Here is a 15,923-nt window from a genome sequence, read left to right on the forward strand (position 1 = left end):
CGCCTACGGTCGGAGGAACGGAGCGCGGCGGGGAGGTTCGAACATGGCGGGACGGGGCCCGCGGACCGGGGACGAGCAGCGACCGGCCGCCATCGACCGCGCGCGGGACGACGGCCTGGTACGCATCTGCGACCTGGCGGGACGCCCGCGCGGCACGGGCTTCGTCGCCGACCACCACGGCACGGTGATCACCAGCCACGAGGCCGTGGACGGCCTGGCACGCCTCGTGCTGCACGCCTCCGGCGACCGCAGCTGCGTGGTGGGCGCCGACGCCGTGACCGCCCTGCCCGCCGCCGATCTGGCACTCGTCCGCACCGAGGGCCTCGACCTCCACCCGCTCCCCGTCACCGTGCGGGACAGGGTCGGCACCGGCACGTACGTCCGGATCGCCGCGGGAGGCTGGCGCGAGGCGCGGGTGCTCGGCACCACCGCCGTGACGTACACGGCCACCGACCGTTTCCACCCGCTCGGCGAGGCGCTGGAGCTGGCGATCGGCACGGCGGGCGCGGACGCCCTGCGGCTCGGCGGCGGGGCGGCCGGAGGCCCGGTCCTCGACGTGTCGACCGGGGCGGTGATCGGCGTCGTAGGCACCGCGCTGCACGGGGAGCACCCGACCGCGCGGTTCGCCGTACCCCTGCGCACACCCGGCGTGCGGGGACCACTCGCCACGCTGCTGGCCCGCAACGCCGCGACCGTGCCCGCGTACGGCGCCGATCTCAATCCGGCCGGGGTGCTGGAGCTCACGGCGACCTCGGTCGGCTCCGACGGACCGGGTGCGGGGCCCGCGTCCGGCACCGGCGAGGAATCGTGCACCGTCGTCGAACGGACCGCTCTCGTCCGGGAGTTCGAGAACTTCGTGCGCGGCCCGGCCACCGTTCTCGGACTGGTCGGCCCACCCGGCAGCGGCCGTACGACGGAGCTGGCGGCCCTCGCCACCCGCCGCACCGGCGGCGCCGAACCGGCCCCCACGCTCTGGTTGCGGGGAGCCGACCTGTTCGCCACGGACACCTCCGTCGCCGACGCGGCGGCACGGGCACTCGAGCGGGCGGGACGGATCGTGGCCTCCTCGCGGGAGGAGGCGCCCGGGGACTCGGAGGTGCTGCCCCCCGGCGGGTACGGCGGTGAGCTGGGCGACATCGGCCCGGAGCGTCTCGCCTCGCTGTCCCGGGACGCCGGCCGTCCGCTGCTGCTTCTCCTCGACGGCCCCGAGGAGATGCCGTCAGCCCTCGCCCACCGGCTGCCCGACTGGACGGCGGGTACGGCCGAGTGGCTGAGGGAGACCGGGGCGCGGCTCGTCGTCGCCTGCCGTCCGGAGCACTGGGAGCAGACGGGGGCGCACTTCCCGGCGGAACTCCTGCACCGGACCGCCGGGGCCGAGGCGGAGCCGCCGCTGCCGCCGTGCGTCCGGCTGGGTGATCTCACGGAGGAGGAGGCGCGGCGGATCCGGGCGCGGACCGGTATCCCCGAGGGCGCGCTGGGGGCCGCCGACGCACGGCACCCGCTGACCCTGCGCCTGCTGGCCGAGGTGCGCGCCGTGCTGCCGGACGCCCCCGCCGGGCGGCTCGACCGGCACGACGTCCTCGGCGCCCATCTGGACCTGATGTGCCTGCGCGTCGCGGTTCGGCTCGCGGCGGCGAACGGGGTGCGCGGCAGCGCCGTACGCCGTCTCGCCGCGCAGGTCTCCGGCCGGGTGCACGAGGCCGCGCGGCGCTGTCTCGGGCCGGGGCAGGGCCAGTTGGACCGCGAGTCCTTCGAAGCCGTCTTCCCTTGGGGGCCCGCTCCGGGGCGCCGTTCCGGCCGGACCACCGGCTGGGCCTCCGCCGTCCTCACCGAGCGCCTCCTGGTCCCCGCGGGCAACGGCTACCGCTTCGCCCACGAAGAACTCGCCGACTGGATCCAGGGCACCCATCTCGACCTGGACGCGGCCCTGCACGCCCTGGTCCACCGGAGCCGTGACACGGCCCCGGCCGCCGGAACCCCGGGGCCGTCCCCGTCCACGACGGAAGCCGAGCGGGTACCCGCCCAGCGGACACCGCCGTCGGGCGGGGCGGCACCGGGGGCCGCGCCGGGGCCGGGGACCGGGACAGGTGTGCCGCGCCGCCGCCGGTCGCGTGGCTCCCGGCCCGCCGTCCGCACCGGCCCGCGCCTCATTCCTGTCCCCCGACACCGCATCGGGCCGGTCGTCGAGGCACTGCTGCTCCTGGCCCGTCAACAGGACGCGGCGGCGCTGACCCCTCGACTCGAAGAACTGGTCCACGCCCTGGACGCCCTCCTGCCGGACGCGCCCGCGCCGCCGGAGGACGCTGTCTGGTGGGCCACGCGACTCTTCGGCGACGTCGTGCTGCGGCTGCCCGACGCGACCCCGTACACGGGGGTCCTGGAGCTGCTTGCCGAGCGGATCGTGCGGTGGCGGGCGGAGGGCCGGGGTGTTCCGGCCGAGTTCGGGCCGTCCTTCTGGGAGGCGCTGCCGCTGCCGCGGACGGAGCGGCTCGACCTGCTCAGGAGCTTGGTCGTCGCGGACGAGGCGCCGCGTCAGGCTGGCCCGGACGACACGACCGCGAACGCCGGCGCCGCGGCCGACGTGGGTCGGGATGACGTGGGTCGGGTCGACGTGGGTCGGGTCGACGTGGGTCGGGATGACGTGGCTCGGGTCGATGTGGGTCGAGACGACATGGCTGGGGACGACATGGCCCGGGTCGACATGACGCGGGTCGACATGACTCGGGATGACATGGTGCGGGACGACACGGTCCGCGTCGGCAGGGGTCCGATCGACATGGCTCCGGCCGACATGGTGCGGCGCGGCACGGCTTCGGTCGACGCGGCCCCCGTGGGCATGGTGCCGGCGGACACGGGCCACGGTGGCACGGTGGCGCGGGGCGCGGCCGCCATGGGCATGATGCCGGGCGAAACGGTCGGCGTCGGGACGGCACGCAACGGCGCGGCCCTCGACTCCGCCCCGTCGGTGGACCCGGCGCGGTACGCCGACGCGACCGCGAGTGCGGTACCGGGCAGTGCGGCGTCCACCGGTGGAGGACGGGAGCGCGCGGTCAGGGACGGCGCCCGCCTCCTCGACGAGGCCCCGGTCGACCGGGGCCCCACTGCCCACCGGACGCCCGTAGGCACCCGCACGCCGGAAGGCACCGTCTCTCCGGAAGCCCCCCGTACGCCGGAAGACACCCGCGCCCCCCGCTACCTGGACGCCGTGGCCCGGCTCCTCGCCGCCGACCCCACCGGCGTGGCACCTCACCTCATCACCTGGTTCGACGACGACCGACCGCTGCCCGCGACGCCCCACGCCACCGTGGCCACCGCGGCCCAGGCGCTGCTCTACGCGCACCGGCGGCGCGCCCTGGACGACCTGGCGGAGGCACTGGTGGACAGCGCGCACCGCCGGGCCGACGAGCTGCTCGCCGCGCTCGCCGAGGAGGAGCCGTCGGCGGTCTGCCGCGCCGTCGACCGGTGGGCGCACGACACACGGCCGGCCCGGCGGGTGGCGGCGGTGGCGTACGGACTGCGCGCCGCGCCGCACGTACGCACCGAGGCCGACCGCGCCCTGCTGCGCTACGCGGCGCTCGCCCTGCTGGCCCGTCCCGCCGACTGCACACTGCACGGCGGAGCGCTCGGCCTGCTCGTACGGGATCCGCGGAGCCGGGCCGCGTATCTGCCGCAGGCGCTGGAGCGGTTCGCGGCGGGCGACGCGCAGCTGCCCGCCCGCGCCCTGGTCCCCGCCCTCGCCACCCACCCCGACCCGGTGATCGCCGCGTTCCGGGCCCGGCTGCGGCAGCCCGGCGCGGACCCGGCCGAGGCGCTGCGCACGCTCGCCGACGTCACCACGCCCGCGCTCGCCCACCGCGTCGCCGCGCTCGTACGGGAGATGGTGGAGCTGCGCCCGGAGGCCGCCACGCACATGGCCGCGTATGTCGACCGTCGTCTCGCCCACGGGTCCGTCGCGCGCACGGCGCTCTTCCCGCTGGTCACGGGGCTGCTGGTCGGCTGCCCGACCCCGGTGCGGTCGGCCCTCGCGACCGTGCTGGCCGCGCCGGGCAGCCGTGGTTCCCAGGAGCTGCGGCGCGAGCTGCTCGATCTGCTGCTCGCGCACGAGCGCGACCCGGCCGTCCTCGGCACCCTCCTGCGGGCCGCCGCGGAGGGCCTGGGCCGCCGGGGCGAGGAACCCACCCGGGAGCTGGTGCACCGCACGGGCCGGTTGCTGGTGCGCACCCCCGCCGGGGCCACCTGCTTCGACCGCGGCCTCGTCGAGCTGGCCAGGCAGACGCCTGGATTCGCCGCGGTGGTGGCCCGCTGGCTGGCCGGCGCCCCCGAGGAGTGGGCCGGAGTGGTCGGCCCGAGCACCCGCCGCATGATCGAGAATCTGGCCGGTGTGCGGGTCCCCGCCTGAGTCAGGCCACGGTCAGGTTCTCGTGCTCCGCGTCACAGCTCGATGCCGATGCGAACCGGGAGCACGCGGCATGGCACCCTTAGAGCTGCGAATGAGGCAATCACGGACACGGGTTCGACAAGGAGCGGTCACAGTGCAGCGCTGGCGTGGCTTGGAGGACATCCCCCAGGACTGGGGGCGCAGCGTCGTCACCATCGGTTCCTATGACGGGGTGCACCGGGGGCACCAGCTGATCATCAGCCATGCGGTGGACCGGGCCCGGGAGCTGGGTGTTCCCTCCGTCGTGGTCACTTTCGACCCCCACCCGAGCGAGGTCGTCCGGCCGGGCAGCCACCCGCCGCTGCTCGCCCCGCACCACCGCCGCGCCGAGCTGATGGCCGGACTGGGCGTCGACGCGCTGCTGATCCTCCCCTTCACGACCGAGTTCTCGAAGCTGTCGCCCGCCGACTTCGTGGCGAAGGTGCTGGTCGACAAATTGCACGCCAAGGCCGTCGTGGAGGGCCCGAACTTCCGCTTCGGCCACAAGGCGGCCGGCAACGTCGACTTCCTGCGCGAGCAGGGCGAGACGTACGACTTCGAGGTCGAGGTGGTGGAGCTCTACGTGAGCGGTGCGGCCGGCGGCGGTGAGCCCTTCTCCTCGACCATGACGCGGCGGCTGGTCGCCGACGGCGATGTGGAGGGGGCGCGCGAGATCCTGGGCCGTCCGCACCGCGTCGAGGGCATCGTCGTGCGCGGCGCCCAGCGCGGCCGCGAGCTCGGCTTCCCGACGGCCAACGTCGAGACCCTCCCGCACACCGCCATTCCCGCCGACGGCGTCTACGCCGGCTGGCTGCACGTCGGGGACGAAGCGATGCCCGCGGCGATCTCCGTCGGCACGAACCCGCAGTTCGACGGGACCGAGCGCACGGTCGAGGCCTACGCCATCGACCGCGTCGGCCTCGACCTGTACGGCCTGCATGTCGCCGTCGACTTCCTCGCCTTCGTCCGCGGCCAGGCCCGGTTCGACTCCATCGAGGCACTGCTCGAAGCCATCGCCGACGACGTGAAGCGGTCCCAGGAACTGATCGAGGCGTACGGGGCCCTGTAGCCGTCCGGCACACGGCAGTGTGGCCGGCGCCCCTCACCGGGCACCGGCCACTTTTGTTTCCTCGGAGGCCGGCGCCCCGTGCCGTACGGCGGTCCCTGCCGGTTTCACCGGAACCGGGACCAGCGCCCGCCTCGGCACCGGAACGGGACACTCCCGTTCGACCCGGCAGGCGCTCACCCGAGCCACCGCCCACAGTCAGGCCGTTGCACTCACGGACCGGCCCGTACCTTGCGTACCGGCCCACACTGCACGTACCGGCCCGCACTGCACGGACCGGCCCGCACTTCACGTACCGCCCCGCACTTCACGTACCGCCCCGCACCTCACGTCCCGACCGTCGCCGCCCAGTGGCACGCCACCTGGGCCTCTCCGCCGCCGCCCAGTACCGGCAGGTCCTGCCCGCGGCACGCGTCGGCGACGCCCGCCCGTTCGGCCTCCCCGCCCGCCAGGATCTGGCAGCGCGCGTGGAAGCGGCAGCCCGAGGGGATACGGGACGGGTCCGGGGGCTCACCGGTGAGCACGACCGGAGCGCCCGGTGCCTCCGGGAGAACGGACAACAGGGCCTGGGTGTACGGGTGTCGGGGCGCCGTCAGCACCTCGGCGACCTCGCCCGTCTCCACGATCCGGCCCAGGTACATCACCGCGACGCGGTCGGCGATGTTCCACGCCAGGCCCAGGTCGTGGGTGACCACCAGGGCGGACAGGCCGAGTTCGGCGCGCAGCCGCAGGAGCAGGGCGAGGATCTCGCCCCGTACCGACGCGTCGAGGGAGGCAACCGGCTCGTCGGCGACGATGAGTTCGGGCTCCAGGACGAGCGCGCCCGCGATGACGACGCGCTGGCGCTGCCCCCCGGACAGTTCGTGCGGGTAACGCAGGAAGAAGCGCTCCGGTGGACGAAGGCCCGCCCGGGAGAGGGCCTGGGCGACGGCCGCCTGTTCGTCGCCCCCGTATCCGTGGATGCGCAGCCCCTCGGCCACCGCGTCGTACACCGTGTGCCGGGGGTTGAGCGAGCCGCTCGGATCCTGGAGGACCAGTTGGACCCGCTTGCGGTAGGCCTTCAGGGCGCGCGAGGAGTAGTCGAGCGGTCCGCCGTCGAAGGTGACGCGACCGCCGGTGGGCGGGACGAGTCCGAGCAGGGAACGGGCGAGCGTCGTCTTGCCGCAGCCGGACTCGCCGACCAGTGCGACGATCTCGCCACGGCGGATGTCGAGGTCGACCCCGTCGACGGCGCGGGCGCGGGCGGCGCCGCGCCGTCCGGGGAAGGTGACGTGCAGTTTCTCGGCGCTCAGCAGCGGCGGTGCGAGCGCGGGCGCCGGTGTCGCCGCCGGTACGGGGGACGACGGCGCGGGCGGGTTCGTCATGGCGTGCTCCTGACTGGTTCTGCCGCTCCGGCGGCCGTGTCCACGTGCACGCAGGCCGCCCACCGTCCCGCGCCCGCGTCCCGCAGCCCCTGGTCCTGGTCGGCGCACGAGTCCAGCGCCACCGGGCACCGGGGGTGGAACGTGCAGCCGGAGGGGAGCGCGGACGGGTCCGGGGGATCGCCGGGCAGGCCGCGCGGCGCGAACCGCGAGGCACTGTCCCCGATGCGCGGAAAGGCCGCGGACAGGGCCTTGCCGTAGGGGTGCCGGGCGTTGTCGTACACCTGCCGGGCGGGGCCCTCCTCGACGACGCGGCCCGCGTACATCACCGCGAGCCGGTCGCAGGTGTCGGCCAGGACCGCGAGGTCGTGGCTGATCATGAGGAGGCCCAACTGCTGTTCGCTCACGAGCTGTTCGATCAGGCGCAGGATCTGCGCCTGGATCATCACGTCGAGCGCCGTGGTCGGTTCGTCCGCGATGACGAGCCGGGGGTCGCAGGCCAGCGCCATGGCGATCATGACGCGCTGGCGTTGTCCGCCGGAGAGCTCGTGCGGGTAGGCGTCCGCGCGGGCGGCGGGCAGGCCGACCTGTTCCAGCAGTTCGCCCGTCTTCCTCCGGGCGGCCGCCGGGGTCGCCTTCTTGTGCAGCAGGATCGGCTCGGCGATCTGGTCGCCGATGCGGTGCACGGCGTTCAGCGAGTGCATCGCTCCCTGGAAGACGATCGAGGCGCCCGCCCAGCGGACCGCCCGCACCCGTCCCCACTTCATCGTGAGCACGTCCTCGCCGTCGAGCAGGATCTCCCCGCTCGTGCGGGTGCCCGCGGGCAGCAGCCGCAGCAGCGCGAGGGCCAGCGTGGACTTGCCGCAGCCGGACTCGCCCGCGATGCCGAGCTTCTGTCCCGCGTCGAGCGAGAGGTCCACGCCGCGTACGGCGGCCGCCCCGCCCGCGTACGTCACTTCGAGGTTCCTGACCGCCAGCAGGGGCTGCCTTGCGGGAGTGTCCACCGGGGTGCTCAACGGGTCACCCCCAGCTTCGGGTTGAGGACGGACTCGACCGCACGCCCGCACAGGGTGAACGCGAGCGCGACCACCGCGATCGCGATCCCCGGTGGAACCAGGTACCACCACTTCCCGGCGCTGACCGCGCCCGCCTCCCGGGCGTCCTGGAGCAGGCCGCCCCAGGACACGATCGTGGGATCGCCCAGGCCGAGGAACGCGAGCGTCGCCTCGGCGAGGATCGCCGAGGAGATGATCAGGGTCGTCTGGGCCAGTACCAGCGGCATCACATTGGGCAGCACGTGCCGCGACATGATGTGCCAGTGGCCGCCGCCGAGCGCCTTGGCCCGTTCGATGTAGGGCCGCGATTCGACGGCGAGGGTCTGCGCGCGGACCAGCCGGGCCGTCGTCGGCCAGGTGGTGACGCCGATCGCCAGGATGATCGTGCCGAGCGAGCGGGTCATTACGGTCGCCAGCGCGATCGCGAGGACCAGCGTAGGCATCACCAGGAACCAGTCCGTGATCCGCATCAGCACGGTCGCGTACCAGCCGCGGAAGTGGCCCGCGGTGATCCCGATGAGGGCGCCGATCGCGACCGAGAGCACGGCGGCGAGCAGTCCGACGAGCAGGGAGACCCGGGCGCCCCACACCACGAGTCCGAGCAGGTTGCGTCCGAACTGGTCGGTGCCCAGCGGGAATCGGGCGCTCGGACTCTCCATCGGCCGGCCCGGCGCGTCGGTCACGCTCTGCACGTGGGAACCGACGGTCAGCGGAGCCGTCAGGGCGATGAGGGCGAAGAGCGTGAGCGCGGCGAGCCCGAGGACGCCCGCCCGGTGGGTGCGGTACTGCCGCCAGAAGCGGACGGCGGAGTTGCGGCGGCGTTGCCTGGCGAGGGTGCGGGAACTCTTCGCGTCCGCGGTGACGGCCTGTTCGGCCGCTGTGGATTCGGTTGTCATCGGCCCGTCCGACTCGGTCGTGGTCATCGGCCCACCCGTGGGTCCAGCAGCGGATAGATCAGGTCGGCCAGCGTGTTCATCACGACCACCGCCGCCGCGAAGACGAAGAACAGCCCCTGGACCAGGGGCAGATCGGGCACGCTCAGTGCCTGGTAGAACAGGCCGCCGAGGCCCGGCCAGGAGAAGACGGTCTCGACGAGGATCACGCCCGCGACCGTCCGGCCGAGGTTGATGAAGATCAGCGTGACGGTCGGCAGCAGTGCGTTGGGCACGGCGTGGCGGCGCCGTACGAGATCGTCGCGCAGGCCCTTGGCCCGTGCCGTGGTCAGATAGTCGCTGCCCATCTCGTCCAGCAGCGCCGAGCGGGTGACCAGGAGCGTCTGCCCGTACTCGACGGCGACCAGCGTCACGACCGGCAGGACCAGGTGGTGGGCGACATCGAGGACGTACGCGAAGCCCTCCTTGCCTCCCGACTCCATGCCGCCGGTCGGGAACAGCCCCGGGACCGGACCCACGCCCACCGAGAAGACGATGATGAGCAGCAGCCCGAGCCAGAAGGACGGGATCGAGTACAGGGTCAGCGCCAGACCGGTGTTGAGGCGGTCGCTCAGCCCGCCGTTGCGCCAGGCGGAGCGGGTGCCGAGGAAGATGCCGAGCGCCGTGTAGAGGACGAACGCCGTGACGGTCAGGAGCAGCGTGTTCGGCAGCGCCTCGGTGATCTTGTCGATGACGGGGGCCCGGAACTGGTACGAGGTGCCCAGATCGCCGGTGAGCGCCTTGCCGCAGTAGTCCGTGAACTGCTCCCAGAGTGGCAGGTCGAGCCCGAACTCCGTCCGGTAGTGGGCCAGTTGCTCGGCGGACACCTGCCTGCCGCCGGTCATGTACTTGACCGGGTCGCCGGGGATGAGCCGGAAGAGGAAGAAACTGGTGACGAGGACGGCGAGCAGCGAGACGGCCGCGCCGCCCAACTTGCCCGCCACATAGCGCAGATACGCGGTCGTGGTGCGCGCCCGTGGCCCGCGGACCGACGGTCCGGCGTCGGCCGGACCGTCGGTCGCCCCGACCAGCGAGGGTGTTGCCTCAGCGGTCATGAACTACTCATTCGCTCGTACGTCCATGGAGTGCCCCGGGGGGTGTGGGGCGCGCTATTCGCGGTCCTCGGCCGTGGCACGGCGACGCGTCGCGAAGAACGCCCCGACGCCCACGAGGACGACCACGCCCGCGACGATGCCGATGATGACGCCCGTCGAGCCCGAACCGTCGGAGGACGCACCGGAGGAGCCCGCCGGAACCGCCGACCACCAGCTCCAGTAGCCGTCCTGGCCGTAGATGTTCCCGGCCGCCTTCGGCATCGTCTCGATCGACTTGATCTGGTCGGTGCGGTAGGCCTCCACCGCGTTCGGGTACGCCATGACGTTCATGTACCCGGTGTCGTAGAGCCGCGACTCCATCTGCTTGACGATCTCCGCGCGCTTGGCGGTGTCGTACTCGGCGAGTTGCCGGCCGTACAGCTCGTCGTACTTCTTGTCGCAGATGAAGTTGTCCGTCGCGCCCGTGTCCTTGGGCGTGGCGGGCAGAGCCGCGCAGGTGTGGATCGACATCACGAAGTCGGGGTCGGGGTTGACGGACCAGCCGTCGAAGGCCAGGTCGTACTTGCCCGCGAGCCAGGGGTCCGTCACGTTGTCCAGGCAGTCGAGGGTGACGCCGATGCCCAGCTTGCCGAACCACTCCTTCAGGTACTGCCCGACCGCCTTGTCGTTCGGGTCGGTGGCGTGGCACAGCAGCCGGTAGTCGATCGGCTTGCCGTTCTTCTCGACGCGCTTGCCGTCGCCGTTCTTCTTGTATCCGGCCTGGTCGAGGAGCTGGGCCGCCTTCGCCGGGTCGTAGCCGAGGTTCTGAGCGGCCGTCGGCTTCCAGAAGTACGTGGAGAACCTCGGCGGGATGTATCCCTGTCCCTCCACGGCGTGGCCCTGGAAGACCTTGTCGACGAGGGTGCTCCGGTCGATCGCCATGAACAGTGCCTGGCGCACCTTCTGGTCGAGCAGGGACGCGGCTCCGTCGCCGAACCGGTCCCCGTTCGCGGCCTGGGCGCCGGGATTGGTGGCGAGGGCGTAGAAACGGCGGCCGGGGGCGTCGTTGACCTTGATGTTCGGCTGGCTCTTGAGCGCGGCGGACTGGGCGGGCGTCAGATTCGAGACGAACGACACCTCGCCCTTCTGCAGGGCCGCGACGGCCGCGTCACCGTCCTTGTAGTACTTGAACACCAGCTCGTCGAACTTGGGTGCGCCCCGCCAGAACGTCTTGTTCGGCTTCAGCCGTACGTAGCTGTCCGGCTTGTAGTCCGTCAGGATGAACGGCCCGTTGCCGACGATCGGGAAGCTCTTGTCGTTGTTGAACTTGGAGAAGTCCCCGACCTTCTCCCAGACGTGCCGCGGCACGATCGGGACGTCGAGGGCGGCCATGGTGGCCTGCGGCTTCTTCAGCTCGATGACCAGCTTGGTGGGGCTCGGGGCGGTGACCTTCCTGAAGTTGCCGACGAAGCTGCCGTTCGCGGTGGCCGCGTTCGGGTCGGTCATCATCTTCGTGAACGTCCACGCCGCGTCCTCGGCGGTGGCCTGCTTGCCGTCCGACCACTTGGAGTTCGAGCGGATCGTGTAGGTCCAGGTGAGCTTGTCGGCGGACGGCGCCCACTTGGTGGCGAGGCCCGGGATCGCGTGGTTGTCCGCCGGGTCGTAATTGGTCAGGTACTCGTACATGAGCCGGTGGATGCTCGTGCTGACCAGGCGCGACGCCAGGAAGGGGCTGAGCGAGTCGACGCTCTGCGCGACCGCGACGGTGAGGACGTTCTTGCCCTCCGCGGCACGGGCCTGCTGCGGGGCCGGATCGAGCGGGGTCGCGAAACCGGCGGTGAGGGTGAGGGCGGCGGCGCCCGCGGCGGCGAGGAGCCTGAGACGCGGGCGTCCTCCGGTGAGCTGATCTTGTCTGTTCATGGGTCGGTGACCTCGCGTCATCGCTCGCACGGGGATGGCTGGTTGAACTAATGGATCAGAGGTGAACGGGGGCGCCGGCGGGGTTGATGTGTGTGTCTATCAGCGGCGGTCTCCGCGAGTCAACGGCAGGTGGACCCCATGTGGCCTGCGGAAATAACGAGTTGGCGCGGAATATTCGCTCATTGGTCCAGACCGGTGAAGCCCTCCTGGCCAGGGGGTGACGCTTCCTTTCGCCCCTGGACACGCGAAGGCCCGCACCGTGGACGGACGGTGCGGGCCCTGGCGGGAACCGGTCCCTCGAAAGGGGCCGTTCGGGTGATGGTCCCCGACTACTGCTGAGGGGACGCGGGGGGCGGCGGGGGCGGCGTGTGGCCCTGGTGGGGCGGATGGGCCTGACCGTCCTCGAAGGGACGGCCCGCGTCGGACCGGCCCGGCTGCGGAGGCGGCGGATACGCCTGTCCCGGCTGCGGCGGGGGGAGAGGCGGGCCGGGCTGCTGGGGGTAGGGGCCGCCCTGCTGGTACGGCTGGGGCCCGCCGGGAGCCGGTTGTCCGGGCGGCGGCGGGCCGGGAACCGGCCGACCGGGGGCGCCCTGACCGCCCGGCACGGGTACGTCCAGCGGGTACGAGTACTGCGGCTGCCGCGGCATCGGCGGGGCGGCCACCGGCGGCGGGTTGCCGTCGTTCGTCCACAGGCCGTGCGACTGCTGGTGACGCACGATGTCCTCGGCGACCATCGCGGAGAGGTTGAAGTACGCCTCCCGCACCTTGGGCCGCATCATGTCGAGGTCGACCTCGGCGCCCGCGGCGAGATGCTCGTCGAACGGCACCACCACGACACCGCGGCAGCGCGTCTCGAAGTGGCTGACGATGTCCTCCACCTTGATCATCTTGCCGGTCTCGCGCACCCCGGAGATGACGGTGAGGGAGCGCGAGACGAGATCCGCGTACCCGTGCGCCGACAGCCAGTCCAGCGTCGTGCTCGCGCTGCTCGCACCGTCGACCGACGGCGTGGAGATGATGATGAGCTGGTCGGCGAGGTCGAGCACCCCGCGCATGGCGCTGTAGAGCAGACCCGTGCCGGAGTCGGTCAGGATGATCGGGTACTGCTTGCCCAGCACGTCTATCGCGCGCCGGTAGTCCTCGTCGTTGAAGGCCGTGGAGACGGCCGGGTCGACGTCGTTGGCGATGATCTCGAGCCCGGACGAGGCCTGGGAGGTGAACCGCCGGATGTCCATGTACGAGTTGAGGTACGGGATCGCCTGCACGAGGTCGCGGATGGTGGCCCCGGTCTCCCGGCGTACCCGGCGCCCGAGCGTACCGGCGTCCGGGTTGGCATCGATCGCGAGGATCTTGTCCTGCCGCTCGGTGGCGAGCGTGGAGCCGAGGGCGGTGGTGGTGGTCGTCTTGCCGACACCGCCCTTGAGGCTGATGACCGCGATCCGGTAGCACGACAGCACCGGCGTCCGGATCAGCTCCAGCTTCCGCTGCCGCTCGGCCTCCTCCTTCTTCCCGCCCAGCTTGAACCGGGAGGAACTGCCGCCGGGGCGCCCGCTCTTGGCCTTCTGCTTCTTGTTGTTGAGCAGACGGTCGGAGGACAGCTCCACCGCGGCGGTGTACCCGAGAGGCGCGGCGGAGGGGTTGGTGGGCTGCCGCTGGTCGTGCCGGACGGGCTGCGGCCAGGCGGTCCCGCTGCGGGGATCCACGGGGCTTTGCTGGGGCGGCTGCTGCGGCTGCTGCGGGTGCTGAGGCTGCTGCTCGTGCTGCGAGGGGTGCGGGGCCTCGGGCGGCAGGCCCGGGTGCGGCTGGTACTGCCCGGGGAGGTGCGGCTGTGGCTGCGCGGGCGGCTGGGCGTGCGAGGGGAATCCGTAGGCCGGCTGCGGGCCCGGGGCCTGCGGCGCGGGGGCATCCGGGCCGGCCACCGGGGGTACGGGCGGCTGGGGAGCCGGGGCACCTTGCTGCGGGAATCCGTAACCGGTCGGTGGGGCCGGGGGGTTGGGTGCGGCGGGGGCCGGAACGCCGGGTTGCGGGAAGCCGTAGCCGTCCTGCGGCGCGGGCGGCTGGGGGACCGGGGGGCCCTGCTGCGGGAAGCCATAACCCGTGGGTGGGGCCGGGGGGTTGGGTGCGGCGGGGGCTGGAACGCCGGGTTGCGGGAAGCCGTAGCCGTCCTGCGGCGCGGGCGGCTGAGGGACCGGGGTGCCCGGCTGGGGGAAGCCGTACGCCGCCTGCGGCGCGGGCGGGGCGGGGGGCCCCTGCTGCGGGAAGCCGTAGCCGTCCTGCTGCGGAGCCGGGGCCGCCGGGGCGGGCGTCGTCGGTACCGGGCCCGGCGCGGGCGGTGCGGCCTGCGGGTCCCAGGACGGCGGCGCGGGCTGCGCGGTCGGCGGCTGGAACGGCGGTTGCGGCTGGGCCGGCGGCCGGTGCGGCTGGGCCTGGGCGTGCTGGGGCTGGAACTCGGGCTGACGGGGCGGCGCCGGCGGCTGCGCCCCGGTGACGGCGGGGTGGGGCGGTACAGGAGGCTGCGCGGGATCCTGCGCGGCCGACGGCTGCGGCTGCTGTGGGATCTCGGGCGCGGGCGGTGCCACCGGCCCGGGTGAGGGCCACTGCGCGGCCGGCGCCGGGGCGGCGGGCTGATAGGCGGGTGGCAGCGGCGGCAGCGCGCCCTGCGCCATCGGCGGGGGAGTCCAGGCGGGCGCCGCTTCGGGCGCGTCCACGGGTACGTCCGATCCGGCGTCCGGTGCCGCGGTCCCTTGCGGGGTGTCTGATCCGGCGTCCGGTGCCGCGCTTCCGTGCGGGGTGTCCGACGGGTCTGCACCCCCGACCGTGTCGTCCCGCGATCCCGTGTCCTGGTCTCCGGGGCGCTGCGACGACATTTCCGGGGAGGCGACGGCGTCGAGCCGCCCGGCCTCCGCGTCGTCATCGCCGCCGCCATCGCCGCTGTCGGTGGCGGTGGCGGTGTTCGTCGTGCCGTCCACGTCCGGGCCGTCCGTGTCGGCGGCCCGGTCCGTCACGTCGGCCTCGGCGTCCGCGGGCTCCTGCCCCCGTCCGTCGACGGGCTCCACGGCATCGGGGCCGGCACCGGTGCCGGAGCTCGAGGAGCCGCCGTTCCCGGTGCCGTCCTGCCCGCTCACGTCGGCGTCCGTGCTCTCCGGTCGCGAGGGCGCGTCTCCGCCTCCCGCGGACGCGCCGGAAGCCTCGGCCGACTCTGCCTCCGACCCGGACCCGGACCTCGGCCCTGCCTCCGACCCGGACCCGGACCCCGGCCCGGACCCCGGCCCGGACCCCGGCTCCGCGTCCGGCACAGCGCCCTGCGGCACCGGAGCGCTCAACTCGAAGTCACCGCCGACCGCTTCATCGCCGACCGCCTCACCGCCGTCCGGCCTGGCACCGGCCGGCTCCTCCTCGGGGACAGCGGCGACGTCACCGCTCGCCCCGCCCGGGACCGGACCACCGGCCCCGGTGACGTGCTCTCCCGCGGAACGCTCCGCGAACTCACGCTTGAGCGCGGAGGCGGAGATACGCATGGTCGCGCCGCTCTCGATGTCACCGGCCGCGGCACCCCCCTGGCCGGCCGGTACGACCGGCGGTGACCACGCGGCCTGCGGCATCGGCACGGGCGGCACCGGGGGAACCTGGGCCACCGGCGGTCCCGGCGGCAGCGGCGGTCCCTGAGGGCCCGGTGGAGCCGGAGCGGCGGGGACCTCGGGAACCGGAGCCTGCGACGCCGGTGCCGAACCGGCCGACGCGTTCTGCGTGTACCAGGCGGGCGGCGCGTAGTCGATGGTGAACTCGCCCGTCGCCTCGACGGCGGACTCCGCGTCGGGCTGGTCATCGCCGGGTGTGGCCCAGCCCCCGCGGATCCCGTCCCGATCGCTGTTCACAGTTCCTCCTGGTGTGGTCAAGCACCCTCGATACCGAGCCGGGGCGACCGTTCTCTTCATCTGGATCTCTGGGCCGGACGCCGTCCGACGCGCCCGACCGGCCCCGCGGGACGCGGGCGGTCTGCCGACGGGTCGGTCGACGGCGGGGTGTCGCGTCCGGTCCCACCCTAATCACCAGGGGCGCCACGACGGCAGGCCCGTCCACCCCTCCGCACAGGCCCACTTGGTCACACCCTGCCCAGAAGCGGCTCACGCACGCCTCA

At 73.5% G+C, this 15,923-nt stretch carries 8 protein-coding genes; 2 read left to right on the forward strand and 6 right to left on the reverse strand.

All coding sequences use genetic code 11. The features are described 5' to 3' along the window. The first annotated feature begins 43 nt into the window (after window positions 1-43). The gene (locus tag ACFVTC_RS33185; RefSeq protein ID WP_390132156.1) at window positions 44-4,399 is read left to right on the forward strand and encodes a trypsin-like peptidase domain-containing protein; all 4,356 of its coding nucleotides are present in this window, start codon (window positions 44-46) and stop codon (window positions 4,397-4,399) included. A 133-nt stretch (window positions 4,400-4,532) separates the two neighbouring features. After that, the gene (locus ACFVTC_RS33190; RefSeq protein WP_390132157.1) at window positions 4,533-5,486 is read left to right on the forward strand and encodes a bifunctional riboflavin kinase/FAD synthetase; all 954 of its coding nucleotides are present in this window, start codon (window positions 4,533-4,535) and stop codon (window positions 5,484-5,486) included. A gap of 323 nt (window positions 5,487-5,809) precedes the next feature. Here ACFVTC_RS33190 and ACFVTC_RS33195 read toward each other — a convergent pair whose 3' ends face one another. The 6 genes from ACFVTC_RS33195 to ACFVTC_RS33220 all read right to left on the reverse strand — a co-directional run bounded on the left by ACFVTC_RS33195 (window position 5,810) and on the right by ACFVTC_RS33220 (window position 15,660). Then, window positions 5,810-6,847: an ABC transporter ATP-binding protein gene (locus ACFVTC_RS33195; RefSeq protein WP_390132158.1), complete on the reverse strand. Its 1,038-nt coding sequence runs from the start codon at window positions 6,845-6,847 to the stop codon at window positions 5,810-5,812. Then, window positions 6,844-7,911: an ABC transporter ATP-binding protein gene (locus tag ACFVTC_RS33200; RefSeq protein WP_390132159.1), complete on the reverse strand. Its 1,068-nt coding sequence runs from the start codon at window positions 7,909-7,911 to the stop codon at window positions 6,844-6,846. Before ACFVTC_RS33200 ends, ACFVTC_RS33195 begins: the two co-directional genes overlap by 4 nt. Beyond that, complete coding sequence (locus tag ACFVTC_RS33205) at window positions 7,857-8,795, reverse strand: ABC transporter permease (RefSeq protein WP_168530494.1); 939 nt, start codon at window positions 8,793-8,795, stop codon at window positions 7,857-7,859. The genes ACFVTC_RS33200 and ACFVTC_RS33205 overlap by 55 nt, the downstream gene beginning before the upstream one ends. 23 nt (window positions 8,796-8,818) lie before the next feature. Continuing rightward, window positions 8,819-9,886, reverse strand: coding sequence for an ABC transporter permease (locus ACFVTC_RS33210; RefSeq protein ID WP_390132161.1), 1,068 nt, complete (start codon window positions 9,884-9,886; stop codon window positions 8,819-8,821). A gap of 54 nt (window positions 9,887-9,940) precedes the next feature. Continuing rightward, window positions 9,941-11,785, reverse strand: coding sequence for an ABC transporter substrate-binding protein (locus ACFVTC_RS33215; RefSeq protein WP_390132163.1), 1,845 nt, complete (start codon window positions 11,783-11,785; stop codon window positions 9,941-9,943). 329 nt (window positions 11,786-12,114) lie between these two features. Beyond that, window positions 12,115-15,660: an SCO5717 family growth-regulating ATPase gene (locus tag ACFVTC_RS33220; RefSeq protein ID WP_390132164.1), complete on the reverse strand. Its 3,546-nt coding sequence runs from the start codon at window positions 15,658-15,660 to the stop codon at window positions 12,115-12,117. Window positions 15,661-15,923 lie beyond the last annotated feature (263 nt).

The organism is Streptomyces sp. NPDC057950, from assembly GCF_042887295.1.
GTDB lineage: Bacteria > Actinomycetota > Actinomycetes > Streptomycetales > Streptomycetaceae > Streptomyces > Streptomyces kaempferi.

Bases quoted from the DNA above. Each gene is read 5' to 3' on its own strand.
- ACFVTC_RS33185 (WP_390132156.1), top strand. From the start codon at position 44: ATGGCGGGACGGGGCCCGCGGACCGGGGACGAGCAGCGACCGGCCGCC.
- ACFVTC_RS33195 (WP_390132158.1), bottom strand. From the start codon at position 6,847: ATGACGAACCCGCCCGCGCCGTCGTCCCCCGTACCGGCGGCGACACCG.
- ACFVTC_RS33205 (WP_168530494.1), bottom strand. From the start codon at position 8,795: ATGACAACCGAATCCACAGCGGCCGAACAGGCCGTCACCGCGGACGCG.
- ACFVTC_RS33210 (WP_390132161.1), bottom strand. From the start codon at position 9,886: ATGACCGCTGAGGCAACACCCTCGCTGGTCGGGGCGACCGACGGTCCG.
- ACFVTC_RS33215 (WP_390132163.1), bottom strand. From the start codon at position 11,785: ATGAACAGACAAGATCAGCTCACCGGAGGACGCCCGCGTCTCAGGCTC.